Genomic DNA, 16,543 nt, shown 5'->3' on the forward strand with positions numbered 1-16,543 from the left:
CAAAGTCTTGCAGAGAACCAGGGTGGGGACAGAGCCCTAAAGTCATGAAAATCCGAGGCTGCAAGCAGGATCACTTCCTGCCTGTCCTCTTTTGCAGGCTCCTTCGGGGAGCTGCTTCAACAGGAAACCAAGTTCGCACGAGGCCTCCCGCGAGGTCTCGAGCGAGAGCCGAGAACCGGTGTGCGTAGACACCTTGTCTCTAATCGGGGACAAGGGTGGGCAGACACCTCATTCCTCCCTGAAGCAATGTGTTCCCGGAAGGCCCTGCACATTCGCCTCTTAGCTCAGCGGTAGAGCAACCGCCTGTAGAGCGGTGAGTCCCCCGTTCAAATCGGGGAGAGGCGATTTCAGCCGGATAAGAAGCCTCGCAAGGGGCTCATGGCCATGCAGACAGCGCAGTAGGGAAACCTGCTGCGATACGGCCTAAGTCCGGCTGTCTTTCCAAGCCGTCTTAGCTCAGTTGACAGAGCCTCTGGTTGGCAGAGTAGAGAAGGTCTGGCTGACGAGCCTCGACCGATTAATCCTGCTGTATCCATGTCCCGGGTTTGAATCCCGGAGGCGGCATCTACGAGTGTGATGTACAATCGAAAACGACCTTCCAGATCTTGACCGTGATGAGCTGCTTCGCCGGCTCCCAGAAATCAACAAAATCGAAGAAGACAAACTCAGAGAACAGGTTATCAACATCTTCCTGCAGCACTGCCCTGACTACTTCTGGACTATAGCTGCATCTTCCTCAGGCAAGTACCATCCGCCAGATACCAGAGGAAGACACGGTCTCTGGCTGCACACCAAGAGAAGTTTCCAGGCCTTAGAAGATTTAGCACGGACAGAAGTAGAGCTCGGACACATCGAAGAGGAAGATCTCGACTACGGACGTGCTGGTATTCTTCTTCACGACCTGTTCAAGCAAGGTCTCCCACCCCGCGATGAGTATGAGACTCAGGATGATCACGACAGAGTCGCCTCCCGGTACCTTGGAAGGAAAGCAGATCTTCCGGACGAAGTTCTCGGCTGCATCGACAGCCACAACGGTGCCTGGTATGAAGGGAAGGAACCGGAGACTGAGTTAGAGAAATTGCATCACCGTGCGGACTACATCTCCTCCAGAAAGGCCGCGTGGTTCGACGTTCTGGATCCGTGCGAAGAGCTTCAACAGGTTATCCACGAACGGAAAACCGACGAAGAGCAGGCTGTCCTGGGGAGGGTTTCTGCACTCAGTACAGCAGTTGAGGCCTCTGACTTCGTCGACGAGTTCACTCTCCCTGAAGACAGTGTAGATCCCGGCGAACTGTCGAAAGTGATCAAGTTCATCGACAACGGAGGTGAGCAGTAATCGAAATCAAGGACACCAGCCTCCAGGCCTACAACGAATTGAAGAGACAGGGGAAGATATCGGACAGGTACGATTTCGCGTACAAGAAAGTGCTCGAGTTCTACCGTGAGAAAGGATACTGGCCTACATCGAAGGAAATAGATATCTTCGTGCGTATTGAGAAGGACCATGGCAGGGCGACATACAGTGGTGGGAACTACGTGAAGCCACGTATCACTGAGATGGTTCCTGGACGAGAGAAAGGGCCTGACCTCTTGGAGTATGAAGAAGAGAGGGAGCAGAAATACTGTAGGAAGGCTGTTCGTGGCGACGTCGATGGCATAGCTGATGACAAGTTCGAAGAAATGAGCGAGGATGATGTTCCTCCCGCTAACTCAGTAAAACCGTTAGAGGAGAGCGAAGACGAAGGTTCTGATGAATTTAGAGCTGGCCCGGAGGAACGTGGTGAAGAAGACGCTGAGGATTCTGAAGCCTCGGAGTCCGGTGAAGAGCCTGACCCCGAAGACGACGTCGACCAGGAAGAAGAAGGAGAGGACGGAGATTCTGTTATCGTTTCCAACGACAGCTCCGAGCCAAGAAAAAACAGCGAAAGTAGCGACACCGAAGAGGAGACGGAGTCCTTCGATAGTGGTGACGTGATCTTCGGAAGCGAAGACAACAGCGACGACTCATCCGATGACCCCGACAATACCGCAGAAGACTCTGAAGACCGGGAGACAATGACGATGGACGGCGTCGAGTACGTCAAAGACGAAGACGGTGTCTGGATCAGTCAAGAGGAAGGAAAAGAGGACTATCTGTTCCCACCGGACGTCGACGAAGACGAGTACCACGGAGACGAAGACGACGAAGACAGCTCGGAAGGCCTCGACGAAAACCAAGGACAGGAGGACGGCGAAAAACAAGAAAAGCAGCCTTCACTAAACGAGATATAGGTGGCTACAAGATTTCTTTCCACGTCGAACATCCAGAGCGCCTCGGCAACGCGAAAATCTGTACAGAAGCAGGGAAGGGTGCTTTCTGACTTGGCCGCAGAACCAACTGACTCTGATAGACAACCGTTGTGCTCTCCCGTTAACCGAGGTCAGTCCCGCCGAGTTTCCCTGCGAGAGCTAAAGGAGGCCTTCGAAGAAACAGAGAAGCGTATAGAGTACACTGACGATGAATAAGCAGATATCTTCGGCTCCGGGCATCTCTTATTAGGCCTCGGTCAATCCTTTCAAATTAGATGACGTTTGAGGAGCACTCCCGCCTCCCATATCCAAAGCCGGATACCCCTATCTGGAGGTACATTGGATATCCAAAATTCAACTGGATTCTACAGACCAGACAGCTGCATTTCCATCAAGCAGCAGACCAGAAAGACCCCTACGAGGGCGGTATCCCGAAAGCTGTAGAAGAGAAATACAAAGAAGCAGACGACACCGGTTGGTCGTTTGACGAGTACAAGGAAGTAGCCGAATACTCGAGAGAGCTCACCTACCTCAATTGCTGGCATATCAACGACGGAGAGTCTGCCGGGATGTGGGACCTGTACGGTCGATCTGGTCGCTCCATTGCGATTGAGTCCACAGTGGGCAAAATGAACGAGGCATTAGATACAGCGACTGATTACCCGATAGGTGCGGGCCACGTTAGATACGCAGACTACAACTCCTCCTGGGAAGATCTAGATCAGTACTCGAAGGAAGCGATAAACGAGGTAGCCTTCCACGACGGAATCAACTTCAAGGATCTCTTCCACCTGAAGAGAGATAGTTTCCGTCACGAACGAGAATTTCGAGCCTACGTCTTCTTTACCCACTATTTCCGAGAGGAAATCTATGAGATGGATCAACTACGTGACTATGAATTGCCGTTCGGTATCAACCACTCAGACAAATACTCCATATACACTGCTGTCCCTGATGGCACCGGATTCAATGTCCAGGTAGATGTCGATAAGCTAATAGAGAAAATTCACATCGCTCCGGATTCTCCGAGCTGGGTAGTTGATTCGATCAAAGCAACTCTGGCAAACTCCTACGATCTCGAACTTAGCTTTGCGGACGTGAAGTCCTCAGAGCTGTACGACGACCCGTGGGATGGTGGGTAAGATCAATTGATGAGTGAGAACCCTGCTTTCTCCGCGTTGAAATTAGCTCATCAACAGTATTTGGAAGCTGATTCTACGGCCACGTACGTCTTGATGACCTTTGTTGCTGCTGTCTTCCTTGTAGAAGTCGCTATGACTGCGGTGATAGGTCTCAGCAGTATCCAGGTCTTCGCCACTGGGATCTTCGGGGTGTATCCGTGGATTGCCTGGCCGTTCTCCCCTGTCCTTCATCGGGGTATCCTGCATTTTGGTGCATCGCTTGTCGGCCTCACTGTCGTCGGAATCCCGATAGAGAGTCACTGGTCCAGGAAACGATACATCATCTTTCTCGTCGCAACGGGCTACGTCACAGTTGCGCTCGGTGCTGCCTTCATGGCGATATTCTCTGAGAAACAACTGGCGTTCTACGGCACGAGCGGTGTGATCTATGCTCTCGCTGGCTACTCACTTACCCACCTGCCGCGAAGACACGACGATCTCAACCTCACGGAATGGTTCGCAGTATTCATCGGAGCAATGGCCTTGATCACTGTGCTGATAGACCCATTTACTGGTCCGTACTTCGAACCTCGGTGGATTAACGGAGGACATACCTCTGGCCTGATCATCGGAGCCGTTTATGGTTGGTTTGCCAGGAACAGCTGCGGGCGAGAAATTCTATAAGTGTACCTGGAAAGATCGCTGTGCTCTCTAAGTTTGAGAATAGACGGCTGCCTTCTCGAAGTCCTCTTCCCCACACCAGCGACAGTTATCTAGGCTGCAGTCTTCCATAATCAAGGCCTCGCACCTGCAGCATTGTTCCAAGTCTTCGTTTAGGCCGAGGTCAGTTCCTGGTATGACTGTGGAAATTGAGTCCGCGCTTACGAGGAGAACTGCGCCGTACTCTTGGTTCCAGAATCCTCGTTCGTACCCTCCGGAAAGGTTGACCCGGACACTATTATCGATGTGTTCCTCGTTCAATTTCTCGGAGGTGTTGATCCGCATAGTCCACCGAAGCCGAGCGTGCTCCGTGATTCTGTAGTCAGTGCCGTCTATCCTGACGTAGTCGATTGGTTATCTTCCTCCGAGTCTTGTCGAAAAACTCTGTAGTATATTTTCCAGAGCTCGTTTTTATACTTTAGCGGTAGAAAATCTTGTCAGCTCTGATTCCAAAGAGTGGAGGCTACATTCCGTTCATAACTGTGTTCAGAACTCTGTTCCCGGTACGGACAATGATCAAGGCAAGAAAAAATACGATTCCGTACTGGTTGAGGAAGGATTCGAGACTGAACTGCAGCTGTGGTACTTCACCCAGCGCCCAGAAAACGCCGAGATAGGCTCCGAACACCGCGAATGTGACAAAGGCCTCTAACACGAACAGGGCTGTCCATTCGCTCTCCAATAATCCTTCCAGCATAACACCTATTCACCGATTAGTATCTTTAAAGCCGATTGGCCGTTACTGGTTCTCTCTGCGAGACTGTTTGAAGTCTTCCGGACTTACCTGTGAGTACCGGTCAAGGCCTTGCTTCCCAGGACTCTGACTGCGGTACACTGTTACAACAACCCAGACATCGTCCTCAGGCTCGTAATCTGTGACGACGACCGTCTTCTGGTTGATAAACAGGAGTGTGTCCTCTTCCTTGTCGTAGAACTGGTTCCCCGTCCTTCTATGAATCCATTTCTCTATGATGGACTCGGGGAGTTTGCATCGGGATTTTTCGCTGCCATCAACCTTCTCGAATGCGTGGTCTGTAAACTCTACCTCTGAAATACAGTGCTTCACCTACTAACAAAGTTGATGTCAAGTAGTACTGATAAATCCGACCCCGGCATCGATATGGAAACACCAAAATTAGGTAGTTCCATAAATAGTATACGTCAGGGCTTAGACGGGTTCACAACGTAGCATCTATGGCTACTCTTGACAGGCCTTCGAATCATCGAGAGGAACTGGGTATCGTAATCAATTCCGCAGGCTCACGGTTTGCAGCTGTAGCAGCCGTGCTCTTCCTGGGCGCTCCAATCGCTGCATATCTCTCTGGAGATCCCCGGGCCTTGTTCTACGTCCACGTCGGTCTCGGAGCATTCTGGTTCGGCCTCGACTTCTTCTTCAAATTCGTTCTCGGTCCTGCCCTCGACGAGGTACCGGATGACGCAGCAGGAGTGATCAATCAAAAGCTGGTGCCGAAGATGGCTGTCGTGGCGGAACCGTTGAGTGTCGGCGTGATCGCCTCGGGTATCGCACTGGCGGAGATGATGGGTTACTGGGATTCTCCGAGTATCTGGCTGTGGGGAGCTCTCGGTATCGGTGTCACGATGCTGTTGATCGGGTTTGGCCCTCTCCACTACCTGACGACGAAGATGGGTGTGGAGCTGTCGAGACCAGAGCCTGACCCGGAACGCTTGGATGAGTTGTTCGGAGCGACGATGAAGTGGGGCCTGGTTCAGACCGTTTTGATGCTGGCGATCATCGCGATGATGACCGGCATAAGGTGGCAGATCTAACCGAGTTCAATCTTTTCGGTCGACTTGATTACGGATTCGTAGTACTCGTTGAAGTTGGAGAAACGCAGCTCTGCTTCTCGGAATCGGTGGCGAATATCGTTTCTTAGCCGGGAGTATTCCTGAGCGACTTCCTCCGTGGACAGTTGCCTTCTGGCATACGTCATATCCAGATTAAGAGTTCTGCCTGTGTCTCTGTGCTGGACTTGGATATGCACCCACCAGTGCCCGGTCTCACGGTTGACTTGAGGCCCGGCTACCACACCAATATTCTCTGCCTCGAAGCAGTTCTCCCTGATCCAGTTCTCTATCTCCTTGACAGCCTCGGAGCGGTATTCGAGCGTGTCCTCGTCGGTTACATCCGGCGGGTTCATTATTCTAGTCTGTAGGTGGCGATATCCTCTCCGCCGCACTCAGGGCATTCTTCAGCTTCTTCCTCCAGTTTGTAACCGCAGTTCCGGCACTCAAATAGTTCGCTGCCGGAAGGCCTCAGAAACTGTTTCACCTCCTTAAGCAGGTGTGTCATGTTGGGTGTACGACTTCGCCGCAGCCCGGACATTCTGTCCAGGCCTCTTCCTCGCCTGAAGCTGTTTCGTACTGGATCAGGATGTGACGCGGAAGGATCTTCTCACCGCAGAACGGGCAGGCACCGAGCTGTGGTGATTCATGAGCAGACATTGTAACCTCCAAAGAGGGGACGGCATTCGGGATGCGTGTGACTGAGGGCCAGGAACGCCCTCTAACAAGACCTGAACACTGCCAAGGGCATATAGGTCAGGTAACCACAGTGAAAGTAGAGAAAACATAGCCCCTCATTCTTCCAGACAAGCCAACCAAAGAGACGAGAAGAGAGAACAACACTATGCTTTAACCAGTGGATTGAATAATTCCTCAGAAGAGAATGGCCTCCCGAAGACAAATATCCGCTATGAACACGCGATCACTGGGAACCTCAGTGATCCGCTTCGGGAGTTTAGTTGTAATCGTATCTGCCCTGTTCATATTCCTCAACCAGGTTCTGGATGTGAGCTGGCAGATCCTCATATCCGCCGTCATTGCAGTACTCATCGTGATCTTAGGATGGATGTGGAAGCGAGGTTTCTTCCTATCCCCTTGGTCACTGCAACTGCGATCACTTTACCGGAAATACAGCTACTCAGGCTTTCTACCGCTTCTAAGAGTGTTCAAATCTCGGGAACGCCGGAGAGTGGAGATTCTAAAAGGACTAACCCTAGTTGCTGCAGCAGTGATTGTCGGAGGTTCAATCTCTCTCCTTCATTCAACTCTACTAAACGACTTCACACTCAACATCCAGAACAGTGTACTTGGAACAGCATGGCAGGTACACGCAGTCATCATCGGTTTCAGCTTCGTTGCCCTGACTTTTGTCTGGGAACAGATCTACAGCAACTCCCTAAGCGACGAAATAACAAGGTTGTTCGTCGAAGATATTGGATCAATCTGGACAGTTACCTTTGTCTTCGGATCTAACCTGCTTCTTGGAGTAATCGCCTTCACACAATCGTCAGTACAGGACGTAGGGCTTCTACCAGTCTATATAACCGCTGTACTGTTCGTGTCGTCTATCGTGTCTGTAGCTGGGCGATTCTTGGATGCATTAGATCTCTTGTTCTACACAGATCTAGACGAGGAGGTTAAAGAATACGCAAAAGCCGATTTAGAGAAGGACCTCATAAGAGAAAGTTCTACCCCGAACCAACTACTCTCAGAGACGGTACACAACTTCGAACAGGTATCGATAGGTATGCCAAACTTCGGCTTAGAACAGACCACAATATCTTCAAGGGACATCGAAAAACGAGGGGTTATCTCAGATATCAACTTGAAAAGGATGGAAAATGTTTCAGAGATTGTTGACCAAGAGCCTGCTACCAGTATAAGGAAGAACCCGACAATGGGTATGTCTCTCGCTGAAGATACCACAGTTCTCTCTTTAGAAGGAGATATCGATGACGAGACAGTAGAAGAGCTCACGGAACAACTGCGTCGTGGAGTGCGGACACGTAGGGAAAACTGATGCCCAACTACGAAGACTATCTGGAGCACTTCTTCGACAATGCAGAGGCCTCAATCCGGGAGGGAAAAGGACAGGAACTCTCAGATAATCTTTCTCACATTGCAGAGCTGATTCAGGAACTGATCGACAAGGAAACGGACTCAAATGGTCAGTTCCGGTCGAACTATGCTTTCTGCAGACGCCAGTACATCGAGCTGTACGATACAGTGCTTGAGAACGGTGCTGACGAGGATCTTAGAACAAGCATTATCGACTCGATATCAGCGATCGCTAATTACTCCCGTCAAGCAAATGATCTGGAGGCCTTCGATCAACTGCTTAACTCCATCACCGGGTGCTATGTGCAGTCATATCCGAACCCTGGATTTGACGACGCTGTAGGGAATATTTTCGAGAGATTCAGCCATATCCAGTTCGGAACAACTCAGACCTTCGAAGACGTAGACAGTGTCGACAGATTAGCTAAAAGCCAGGAAATCATCGACACTCTTCTCCAGTACTACCGTGAGCTCTGGCGATGCTCTATTGAAAACGGATGTAAGGAGTCTATCAAACGACTTCACCACAACCTGGAGGACGTAAGAGTATTTGAACGAGCCCAGTACCTACCGCTCGGAACCCCGGAAAGCGAGTACAACGAAGACTTCCTTGATCAAAAGCAGGAGATCGCTAACACCTTCCGGAAGCGAATCCAGATACAGAAATTCGCCGGCTACTCCTGGGGATACAACCTCTACGTGAAGGGGATAATTTCTGAGGAAGAATTTATCGAGGAACTGCTTCAGAAATACGCCGAGCAGAACTTCTCCTCCATTAGCTCTCTTACAGAGACCTACTTCGAGATTCAATCCATTCTCGGTGAGGTGCCTTACTGGGAGGATTGGGAGACAAGCAGACAACTGCAGCAGTCACTCGGCCCAGTTATGACCTCTATGGGGGCGAACAGTTGGATACCCTCGTTCTACTTGGCGTTTTCACTGTATCTGTTCGACGAAGACACTCAAGAGAACTTCTCGAACTCTACCCCTGAAGAACTGCCATTCCCCACAGGAAGCAGAGAACGGATTGAGATCAACAGCCTGCTGGATGCAATTGAAGAATTTGAAGACGACTATCCTCTGGACTTTCTCCTAGACGACCAGGTCGATATAAACGAGAGAATAGAGAAACTGTCTGATACCCTGGATAGAGCACTGTCACACGCTGAGAAACAGGATATTATGCGGGTGAGGAACCATCCTATCGAATCAGAGTACGTCGACTCTTGGGAAAAAGAGGTGAACGACCAATTCGATAGCTCGTGCTTGTTGAGGCAAGCTCTGAAAGAAATCGGGTTGCTGAAGCAGAAACCGTTCCCCCCGGATCTTGACGGTATCAAGGTCTCAGTTGGGTATCCACGTAAGCGAAATTTCGTGCCTGAGGAAGCAGTTCATAAATCTCCAACAGGCAACTTCCGGAGTATCTTAGACAGTTATCGAGAGTACGTTTTGAGGCGGCTGACCCTCGAGGAGCACACGGTAGATACTGTCGACGAGTTACTCGATGAAATAGAAGATCAGGTGGAGAAAAGACGTCCTTCAGTAATCCTCTTCAGGGCCGGAGAGCACCGGAGAAAGCTTTTAGAAGACGACCGGTTCACGCACGGAAGCGATTTCCCTAACTCTCATCACACCTTCTTGGACACTCCTGTCCTCACTGAAGCCACGGAAACGTATTCTGCCCTCCTGCTCTTGGAGAATGAAAGCCACGGGGTGGAGTTCGTTGAAGACGACGTAGTATTCAATTTGGAAGCTACGCCAGGAGAGGAAGCTGAGGTAATTGATATGCCGAACAAGCCTCTGGAGTCAATCCCGTATACTAACGCACCTCATGATTTTGTGGAGATGGAAGTCCGGCTCCGGGGATATATACAGAGCGAAGAGCTTGATGGAATACTATTCAAGATGAATACAGAGGAAACAGGATAGGATTCTGCTTGAATAACTTCCGGCCTGGTTCGATAGCTGAGATCTTGATCTCCACCACGAACATACAGCGATAAAAGAAACTATCTAATGAAATACTGGCGACTGCCTATCTCTTACAGCAAAAGGGAATGAGCGAGGAATACTCGGTACTACGGATTTAAACACTGTGATGGATTATCAGGCACTAACAGCTGAATAATGCAGGTCGTAAGCACAATGGGGACCGGAACTCTCGGCCGGGACATCGACTTAGAGGCTCTTGTCACCGAACTCGAGGATCAGCTGCCCTGTGTTGATTCGAACTTTCAGTCATCGAGCATGGTCACGATCCGGATAAAAGAAAACGGGCCTGCGTACACCGTTTATCGGACTGGATCTTTTCAGATACGAGGGGCGGAGAGTGAGGATTCATTGCAGGATGCCTTGGGGAGGTTCCGAGAATGCTTGGCTGATATTGGAGTGGAATCTCCTGGGTTCGAGTTTGAACTCTCCACGCTGGTCTGTATGGAGGACCTCGGGCAAGAACTTGATCTGGAGACTCTGGCAGTTGCACTCGGATTGAACAATATCGAATACGAGCCTGAGCAGTTCCCTGGCCTTGTTTTCCGGCCTGAGGGCCATCAGGTTACTCTGCTGCTCTTTGCAAGTGGAAAGGTGATTATCGGAGGTGCGAAGAAACGAGGCCAGGCTCAAGCAGGTGTAGAACGCCTGAAAGAGGAACTTACAGAGCTGGATCTTCCTGGTTCATGAACCTGCTTCGCCGGTGACATCACCGTACAAAGCCTCAGCCTGGTGGACGATGGGATCAACGAGCGGGCCATAATCGTCATGGGAGAACCCATTCTTCCGTAGCAAGCCTTTGACCCGGATCTTCAGCTTCGATCTCATGGCTTTCCGGTTGGTCCAGTCGATGTTGACGTTCTCCTTCAGCATCTCGCATAGCTCTTCTGCGATTTCGCTGAGCTTGTCCTCGGGTATCTCAGTTTCCGTGTTGGTGCTTATCGCGTCGTAGAAGGCAAGCTCCTCTTCGGTTAGTCCAAGGCGTTCTTTCCGCCGGTCTTCTTGCTGCAGTTCATCGGCGTAATTCCGCAGCTCCTCGATAACCTCGTCTGTCGTCAGGAACTGGTTGTTGTACTCATTCAGCGTGTCCTCCAGTTCCTCTTCGAAGGATTCGTACTTCGCCAGGTTCTGCTGCTTCCGAGTCGAGATCTCGTTCTTCAGCAGTGACTCCAGCATCTTGGCCTGGAGTTCAGGTTCCTCGACTCGGTCGACATCGGAGAGGAACTCGTCGCTGACAATCGGTTCCTCGGACTTCCACTTGTCAAACCCGGCCACAGACACGACGTCGTCTGCAGTGACGCCTTCTGCGATCAGTTTCTTCATGGCCGAGTCCATGTCCTGGTCTTGACGGCTGCCTTCCGCCTCAAGCGACCGGAGACTATCCCGGACTGATTCGAAGAATAGCAGGTCTGATCGGACTTTGTTAGCAGCTTCGTGCGGGGTGACGAGGGCGAAAGCTCGTCTCAATTCGGCGACAGCCTGCATGAACTTCTCTTGCTTCTCCTCGGTTTCGATTACCTCGCTCTCCGCCCGGTGAATTAGCCGGGTCAGATCTACCTCACTGAGGTCCTGCCAGCCCTCGTAGTCGACGTTCGACAAGTACTGAGAGACCAAGTGGTGCTTCTGCTCCATCACTTCCACGGCAGTTTCGATGTCCACCATCGCCGTGTCCTGGATGTCTGCCGTGTACTTGTCCAAGGCTTTCCGCAGATCCTCTGCGATACCGATGTAGTCGACAACCAAGCCGCCGGGCTTGTCCTTGTAGACGCGGTTGACCCGTCCGATGGTCTGAAGCAGGTTGTGGTTCTTCATCGGACGGTCGATGTACAGGGTGTGGAGCGGTGGGCAGTCGAACCCGGTCGTCCACTTGTCGCAGACCACCACGATTTTCAGTGGATCGTCCGGGTCTTTGAACCGGCGTTTCAGTTCGCCTTCTGGCGGCGGATCGTCGATGTACTCTTCAGGTTCAGAGATTACGACTTCGACCTCGGGAGATTCAGGCTGCTCCTCGATGTACCGTTTGTATTTCACTGCTGCCTTCCGACTGATGGCAACAACCATCGCCTTCCCCTCGATTTCACGGTCGTTGTAGTGCTCGACGATGTCTTCGGAGAGCCGTTCTAACCGGTCGTCAGCGTTCTCGATTATCCTGCGGAGGTTTGTCCACTTTTCCACAAGTTCGTCTTCCAGGTCCTCTGAACCGGAGTCCAGCAGCTCCCGAACCGACTCGCTGATTGCCTCTTTGTTGAGCTGGAGTTTTGCGAAACGGGACTCGTAGTAGATCGGGACGGTGGAGCCGTCCTGTTCCGACCGGTCGATGGTGTATTCGCTGACGTGATTACCGAAGGTGGTTCGAGTGGCCTTGTCGCCTTCGTGGATCGGGGTGGCGGTGAATCCGAGGAACGAGGCGTTCGGAAGTGCCTGGCGCAGATTCAAACCGAGCTGCTCGGTCTGCGACCGGTGTGCCTCGTCAGCCATGACGATGATGTCCTCACGCTGGTTCACCACGGGATAGTCCCGTTCGTCGTCCTTGGTCTGGAACTTCTGGATAGTGGTGAAGACCAGGCCGCCTGCTTTCCGGTCTAACTGGTCTCGAAGGTCTTCGATGCTGTCTGCCCAGTCCACGTTGTAACCGGCATCGCTGAACGTGTGAACTATCTGCTCGTCCAGGTCGTTCCGGTCGGTGACGATTACGAAGGTCGGGTTGCCGAAGTCCTCGCTGCGGCGTATCTTCCGGACGAAGTAGACCATTGACAGGGATTTGCCGGATCCCTGTGTATGCCAGTAGACTCCTGCCCTGCCGAGTTCACTGCCCATCGTCTCTTTCGCGCTTTCAACGGCTTCACGGACTCCGTAGAACTGGTGGTACCCGGCAAGAATCTTCGCCAGTTTACCGTCCTTGTCGCTGAAGACGACAAAGTTCTCGATCAGGTCCAAGAGGCGTTCTTTCCCGAAGACTCCTCGAAGCAGGACTTCTTCCTCGGAGTAGTCTGGGTTGTCACCTTCCTCCTCGATGTACCGCCACGGCCTGTACCATTCCCAGCCTGCTTTCAGACCGCCGACCAATGCTTCGTTCATCGACATTAGGCCGACGACCTCATTGTACCGTAGGAGGGTTGGAATGTCGTTCCAGTATCGGTTGTTGACTTGGTCGTAGGCGTTCTCCAGCGTGGCTTTCGGATCGGTAGGATTCTTGAACTCCAGAACCCCGATAGGAAGGCCGTTGACGAAGACAACCATGTCAGGTCGGCGGCGAGGATTGTCTCCGATTTGGACGGTGAACTGTGTGGTGATCAGCCAGTCGTTGTTCTGCGGGTTGTCGAAATCTATAGGGTTGACAAATCTACCGACTTGTTCTCCATTTTGCTCGTACTCTACCTGGACACCGTCTACCAGTTGCTCGTGGAGACGTCGGTTATCGTCCAGTAGGTTCGGGGACTGTGTACTGGTGAGCTGAGTGACTGCCTCTTCTAAGCCTCTTCGGGGGATGTCTGGGTTAATTCTCTGGAGGCTTTCTTCAAGACGTTCGAGTAGTACGACGTCAGAGGTAGAGGTCCGCTCTTCCGCCAGGTCGGCTGGAGAGGCGTACTCGTAGCCAACATCTTGGAGGATATCGATAGCTGGTTTCTCGGCCAGCTGGAGTTCGTCAAGAGCCATTTGGACTAATCGAAGTAGTGACGTAACTTGTGCTTTTACCCAGGTGGAAGGATCGCACCTGACAGCATCTTCGGCAAGAGCTGTTCTTGTGTCGATCTCAAGAGGCTGTTCTCTCTGAGCAGGCTGGATATCAGGTTATAGGCGCTTGAGGAATGTTCCTCGAACTCTTCTCTCTGCTCTACAGGTGGCAGTTTCACATCTATATCTGCAAATCCGCGCTGACTAATCTCCGGGTAGGTACTACCGCTTGCCCGCGACTCAATCACAGCCCGCTTGTCCTTGACCAAATGGGCCAAGAAGTGGGGTGGAATGTCCTCTGCAGGTTTGAGGCCGATGAATCCTTGATTCATTGCCATCGGAAACTTGTTCACGACGACTTCCCCTACTGTGGCCCTGCTTGTCAGGAAGACTGAGTCCTCAGGAAGGAGATCGACCGATGTTTCTTCGAAGGCAAGGTCATTCAATTTCCTCTCTGTCGAATTGATTACTGATAGGCCATTGTCAGTAACGTCTGTCGGGGTCAGCCATTCATGGGTGCCGCCTGTGTACTTATCAGTAGTTTTCCGAGGTCCTCCGCTGTACATCTCGACGATTTCTCCGAACTCGGTTTCTGTCCATTCCTCACTTTCCCCGGATATCATGTCAGAGAAGATAGCATCTGTAAGTGATTCAAGGTCTTCGGCGATATCCAGATTCTTCTCTATTTTGTCGTCGAACTGGCCGAGAGAATCGGCTATCAATCTCTGAACCTCAATCGGTGGGACAGGAATTTCGATATCCTTGAAAGATTTCATAGTTATAGTATCGAAAACGGTTCCGTATGAGACAGCCTGTACCTGCCCGAAAACGTATTGCCAGGCATAGTAGAGATAGTCCTCAAGAAGCTCGTCATTAGTCGCAAGTCCGTAGCAGCTCTGGTTGTAAGTCATCGGCTCTCCCAGCTGAACCACTTCGCCCACCGTCCCCCGAGCAGTAACTACGACCGTTCCCTCAGGCATGACCTTCGCGTTACTCTCTTCTTTGCCCGCCTCCGTCATCCGGTCTTCTGTTTCAAAGACATGTCTGGTTTTTGACTGGGAGATATCCTTAGCGCTCGCCCACTTAATGTCTCCACCTTCCCAAAATTCGTCGTTACCCCGCTTCGGCGTCTTGCCGAGAACCGGTTCGATAAGCTCAGAAAGAGGGCGACGTTCCCATCGCTCGTTACCAGGCCTGTATTCCTCGCCCTCTTCCACCTGTTGCACTTCCTCCATGAAGGTGTGGAGATCTTCCTGTTTCATCAGAATCCCAGCTCCGTGAGATTGCCTTCGATTTCTTCCTGCAGTTCGCTCGATTGCTGGAACTGCTCTCTGAGCTCTGCAGAAAGTTCCTCCATCTTCACCTCGTACGGAACACCATCTCCATCATCCTGTCTTATACCGACATACCGGCCAGGAGTGACCATGTAGTCGTTTTCTGCAATTTCATCCGTAGTTGCGACCTTGCAGAAGCCCGTCTCATCTTCGTATTCGCCTACAGAATCCTCTCCACGGTAAGCACGAACGGTGTCGGCTATCCTCTGGATATGGTCTTCAGTAAGACGGTTCTGGGTGCGATCTATTGACTCAAAGAGCTCTCTTGCGTTTATGAACAGAGTTTCATCGCTTCTGTCTCGGTATTCGTCTGAGTCCTTTCCTTTACTGAGGATCCATAGACAGACAGGTATAGACGTGGTGTAGAAAAGCTCACCAGAAAGCGCGATCACCGCATCCAGCCTGTCGTCTTCGATAATTTTCTTCCTGATTTCGCCTTCTACGCCCTGAACAGACATGGACCCATTCGCCATGACTGTCCCGGCCATACCGTCTCTGTCGAGATGATAGAGCATGTGCTGGATGAAGGCGAAGTTCGCGTTGTTGGAAGGCGGCATTCCGTAATCAAACCGGGGATCTTCATCAGAGACGGTGTTTTTACCCCACTCGCTCATATTGAACGGCGGGTTCGTGATTATTTTGTCAGCACTGAGATTGCCGAACTTGTCGTCCCGGATGCTGTCTCCAAGCTGGATGTTCCCATCAATACCTCGGAGAAAGAGGTTCATCTTACAGATGCGCCAAGTGGCTTCGTTGACCTCTTGTCCGTAGATGGCAATCTGGTCCTCGTCGCCACCCTTTCGTTCCAGGAATTTGTGGCTCTGGACGAACATCCCGCCAGAACCGCAGAACGGGTCAAAGATACGGCCTTCAAATGGCTCTAAGATCTCGACCAGTAGCTCGACGACGTGCTTGGGGGTGTAGAACTCTCCGCCACGGTGTCCCTCTTCACGGGCGAACTCTTTGATGAAGTACTCGTAAACCCGTCCGAAGACGTCTTCGTCCTGTGTATCTTTCCCGTTCCCAAGATCTAGTTCTGAGAACTCGTTTAGAAGTCCCTCGAGAGTATCTTGCGGGATACGGGAGTAGCGCTTTGGGAGCATCCCGTCCAACCGGTCAGGGTTTTTCTCCTCAACAGCTCTCATCGCATCGTCGATCTGGGAGCCGATGTCCGGGTGCGTGGCGCGGCCAACCAGGTTGTCCCACCGGGCCTCCTCGGGGACGTAGAAGACGTTCTCTGCGCGGTAGGCGTCGATGTCCTCTAAGATGAACTGTCGCTCCTGATCGTCGTCACCGACATAATACTCCAGAGAATCCTCATCGTGGGTGAGCTCCCGCAGTTCCTCACGTCGGTCCTCAAAGGCGTCCGACATGTACTTGAGGAAGAGCAGACCGAGGACGATGTGCTTGTACTCAGCAGACTCTACCGGGCCACGAAGGCCTTCTGCCGACTGCCAGAGACTTTTCTCGAACTCGTCAGACTCCCCATTAATACTCATACTTTAACACCTCATGATCGCCACTTCAACTTTGCTGGTTGCCGATTCTTCAGCC

16 protein-coding genes, 2 tRNA genes and 1 pseudogene are annotated in these 16,543 nt (G+C 51.7%); 11 read left to right on the top strand and 8 right to left on the bottom strand.

All coding sequences use genetic code 11. The features are described from left to right. Window positions 1-273: 273 nt before the first annotated feature. From P0592_RS07075 to P0592_RS07105, 7 genes and pseudogenes are all read left to right on the top strand, one after another. A tRNA-Tyr gene (locus P0592_RS07075) sits at window positions 274-345 on the top strand. Window positions 346-445: 100 nt separating this feature from the next. Next, a tRNA-OTHER gene (locus P0592_RS07080) sits at window positions 446-564 on the top strand. Window positions 565-784: 220 nt separating this feature from the next. Beyond that, a pseudogene (locus P0592_RS20230) lies at window positions 785-1,045 on the top strand (HD domain-containing protein); the annotation flags it as partial. A gap of 33 nt (window positions 1,046-1,078) precedes the next feature. Next, window positions 1,079-1,336 (top strand): hypothetical protein, encoded by a 258-nt coding sequence (locus P0592_RS07090; RefSeq protein ID WP_276273578.1) that lies wholly within the window; start codon window positions 1,079-1,081, stop codon window positions 1,334-1,336. Between the two features lie 89 nt (window positions 1,337-1,425). Next, a complete protein-coding gene (locus tag P0592_RS07095; RefSeq protein ID WP_276273579.1) occupies window positions 1,426-2,271 on the top strand; it encodes a hypothetical protein in 846 nt (281 codons plus the stop codon). 293 nt (window positions 2,272-2,564) lie between these two features. Then, complete coding sequence (locus P0592_RS07100) at window positions 2,565-3,431, top strand: DUF2971 domain-containing protein (protein ID WP_276273580.1); 867 nt, start codon at window positions 2,565-2,567, stop codon at window positions 3,429-3,431. A gap of 9 nt (window positions 3,432-3,440) precedes the next feature. Further along, the gene (locus tag P0592_RS07105; protein WP_276273581.1) at window positions 3,441-4,094 is read left to right on the top strand and encodes a rhomboid family intramembrane serine protease; all 654 of its coding nucleotides are present in this window, start codon (window positions 3,441-3,443) and stop codon (window positions 4,092-4,094) included. Between the two features lie 27 nt (window positions 4,095-4,121). Here P0592_RS07105 and P0592_RS07110 read toward each other — a convergent pair whose 3' ends face one another. The 3 genes from P0592_RS07110 to P0592_RS07120 form a co-directional block, all read right to left on the bottom strand. Then, a complete protein-coding gene (locus P0592_RS07110) occupies window positions 4,122-4,415 on the bottom strand; it encodes a hypothetical protein (protein WP_276273582.1) in 294 nt (97 codons plus the stop codon). 178 nt (window positions 4,416-4,593) lie between these two features. Further along, the gene (locus tag P0592_RS07115) at window positions 4,594-4,827 is read right to left on the bottom strand and encodes a hypothetical protein (RefSeq protein WP_276273583.1); all 234 of its coding nucleotides are present in this window, start codon (window positions 4,825-4,827) and stop codon (window positions 4,594-4,596) included. 42 nt (window positions 4,828-4,869) lie between these two features. Continuing rightward, on the bottom strand, window positions 4,870-5,196 hold the full coding sequence (locus P0592_RS07120; protein ID WP_276273584.1) for a hypothetical protein: 327 nt from the start codon (window positions 5,194-5,196) through the stop codon (window positions 4,870-4,872). Window positions 5,197-5,324: 128 nt separating this feature from the next. On the opposite strand from P0592_RS07120, the gene P0592_RS07125 reads away from it, so the two are divergent. Further along, on the top strand, window positions 5,325-5,918 hold the full coding sequence (locus P0592_RS07125; RefSeq protein ID WP_276273585.1) for a hypothetical protein: 594 nt from the start codon (window positions 5,325-5,327) through the stop codon (window positions 5,916-5,918). On the opposite strand, the gene P0592_RS07130 is transcribed toward P0592_RS07125, so the two are convergent. Both P0592_RS07130 and P0592_RS20280 read right to left on the bottom strand, forming a co-directional pair. Beyond that, a complete protein-coding gene (locus P0592_RS07130) occupies window positions 5,915-6,289 on the bottom strand; it encodes a hypothetical protein (RefSeq protein WP_276273586.1) in 375 nt (124 codons plus the stop codon). The two genes, P0592_RS07125 and P0592_RS07130, sit on opposite strands and share 4 nt — an antisense overlap. Before the next feature lie 148 nt (window positions 6,290-6,437). Beyond that, window positions 6,438-6,593, bottom strand: a complete 156-nt coding sequence (locus P0592_RS20280; RefSeq protein WP_473092229.1) for a DUF7837 family putative zinc-binding protein — start codon at window positions 6,591-6,593, stop codon at window positions 6,438-6,440. Between the two features lie 250 nt (window positions 6,594-6,843). Here P0592_RS20280 and P0592_RS07135 point away from each other — a divergent pair, with 250 nt between their 5' ends. The 3 genes from P0592_RS07135 to P0592_RS07145 all read left to right on the top strand — a co-directional run bounded on the left by P0592_RS07135 (window position 6,844) and on the right by P0592_RS07145 (window position 10,670). Next, window positions 6,844-7,953: a hypothetical protein gene (locus P0592_RS07135; RefSeq protein ID WP_276273587.1), complete on the top strand. Its 1,110-nt coding sequence runs from the start codon at window positions 6,844-6,846 to the stop codon at window positions 7,951-7,953. Beyond that, entirely contained in the window at window positions 7,953-9,920 is a 1,968-nt protein-coding gene (locus P0592_RS07140; protein WP_276273588.1) for a hypothetical protein, read from the top strand. Before P0592_RS07135 ends, P0592_RS07140 begins: the two co-directional genes overlap by 1 nt. 198 nt (window positions 9,921-10,118) lie before the next feature. Further along, window positions 10,119-10,670, top strand: coding sequence for a TATA-box-binding protein (locus P0592_RS07145; RefSeq protein ID WP_276273589.1), 552 nt, complete (start codon window positions 10,119-10,121; stop codon window positions 10,668-10,670). Here the strand turns inward: P0592_RS07145 and P0592_RS07150 are convergent. The 3 genes from P0592_RS07150 to P0592_RS07160 are packed head-to-tail and all read right to left on the bottom strand — an operon-like array spanning window position 10,665 to window position 16,488. Continuing rightward, window positions 10,665-13,637: a type I restriction endonuclease subunit R gene (locus tag P0592_RS07150; RefSeq protein ID WP_276273590.1), complete on the bottom strand. Its 2,973-nt coding sequence runs from the start codon at window positions 13,635-13,637 to the stop codon at window positions 10,665-10,667. The genes P0592_RS07145 and P0592_RS07150 overlap by 6 nt on opposite strands. A gap of 35 nt (window positions 13,638-13,672) precedes the next feature. Next, window positions 13,673-14,917 (bottom strand): restriction endonuclease subunit S, encoded by a 1,245-nt coding sequence (locus P0592_RS07155; protein WP_276273591.1) that lies wholly within the window; start codon window positions 14,915-14,917, stop codon window positions 13,673-13,675. After that, window positions 14,917-16,488 carry a type I restriction-modification system subunit M gene (locus tag P0592_RS07160; RefSeq protein ID WP_276273592.1) on the bottom strand — a complete coding sequence of 524 codons (1,572 nt, stop codon included), beginning with the start codon at window positions 16,486-16,488 and terminating at the stop codon, window positions 14,917-14,919. Before P0592_RS07160 ends, P0592_RS07155 begins: the two co-directional genes overlap by 1 nt. Window positions 16,489-16,543 lie beyond the last annotated feature (55 nt).

Source organism: Haloarcula litorea, assembly GCF_029338195.1.
Lineage (GTDB): Archaea > Halobacteriota > Halobacteria > Halobacteriales > Haloarculaceae > Haloarcula > Haloarcula litorea.

Bases quoted from the DNA above. Each gene is read 5' to 3' on its own strand.
- P0592_RS07110 (WP_276273582.1), bottom strand. From the start codon at position 4,415: ATGCGGATCAACACCTCCGAGAAATTGAACGAGGAACACATCGATAAT.
- P0592_RS07115 (WP_276273583.1), bottom strand. From the start codon at position 4,827: ATGCTGGAAGGATTATTGGAGAGCGAATGGACAGCCCTGTTCGTGTTA.
- P0592_RS07130 (WP_276273586.1), bottom strand. From the start codon at position 6,289: ATGAACCCGCCGGATGTAACCGACGAGGACACGCTCGAATACCGCTCC.
- P0592_RS20280 (WP_473092229.1), bottom strand. From the start codon at position 6,593: ATGTCTGCTCATGAATCACCACAGCTCGGTGCCTGCCCGTTCTGCGGT.
- P0592_RS07100 (WP_276273580.1), top strand. From the start codon at position 2,565: ATGACGTTTGAGGAGCACTCCCGCCTCCCATATCCAAAGCCGGATACC.
- P0592_RS07135 (WP_276273587.1), top strand. From the start codon at position 6,844: ATGAACACGCGATCACTGGGAACCTCAGTGATCCGCTTCGGGAGTTTA.
- P0592_RS07125 (WP_276273585.1), top strand. From the start codon at position 5,325: ATGGCTACTCTTGACAGGCCTTCGAATCATCGAGAGGAACTGGGTATC.
- P0592_RS07105 (WP_276273581.1), top strand. From the start codon at position 3,441: ATGAGTGAGAACCCTGCTTTCTCCGCGTTGAAATTAGCTCATCAACAG.
- P0592_RS07155 (WP_276273591.1), bottom strand. From the start codon at position 14,917: ATGAAACAGGAAGATCTCCACACCTTCATGGAGGAAGTGCAACAGGTG.
- P0592_RS07145 (WP_276273589.1), top strand. From the start codon at position 10,119: ATGCAGGTCGTAAGCACAATGGGGACCGGAACTCTCGGCCGGGACATC.
- P0592_RS07160 (WP_276273592.1), bottom strand. From the start codon at position 16,488: ATGAGTATTAATGGGGAGTCTGACGAGTTCGAGAAAAGTCTCTGGCAG.
- P0592_RS07150 (WP_276273590.1), bottom strand. From the start codon at position 13,637: ATGGCTCTTGACGAACTCCAGCTGGCCGAGAAACCAGCTATCGATATC.
- P0592_RS07140 (WP_276273588.1), top strand. From the start codon at position 7,953: ATGCCCAACTACGAAGACTATCTGGAGCACTTCTTCGACAATGCAGAG.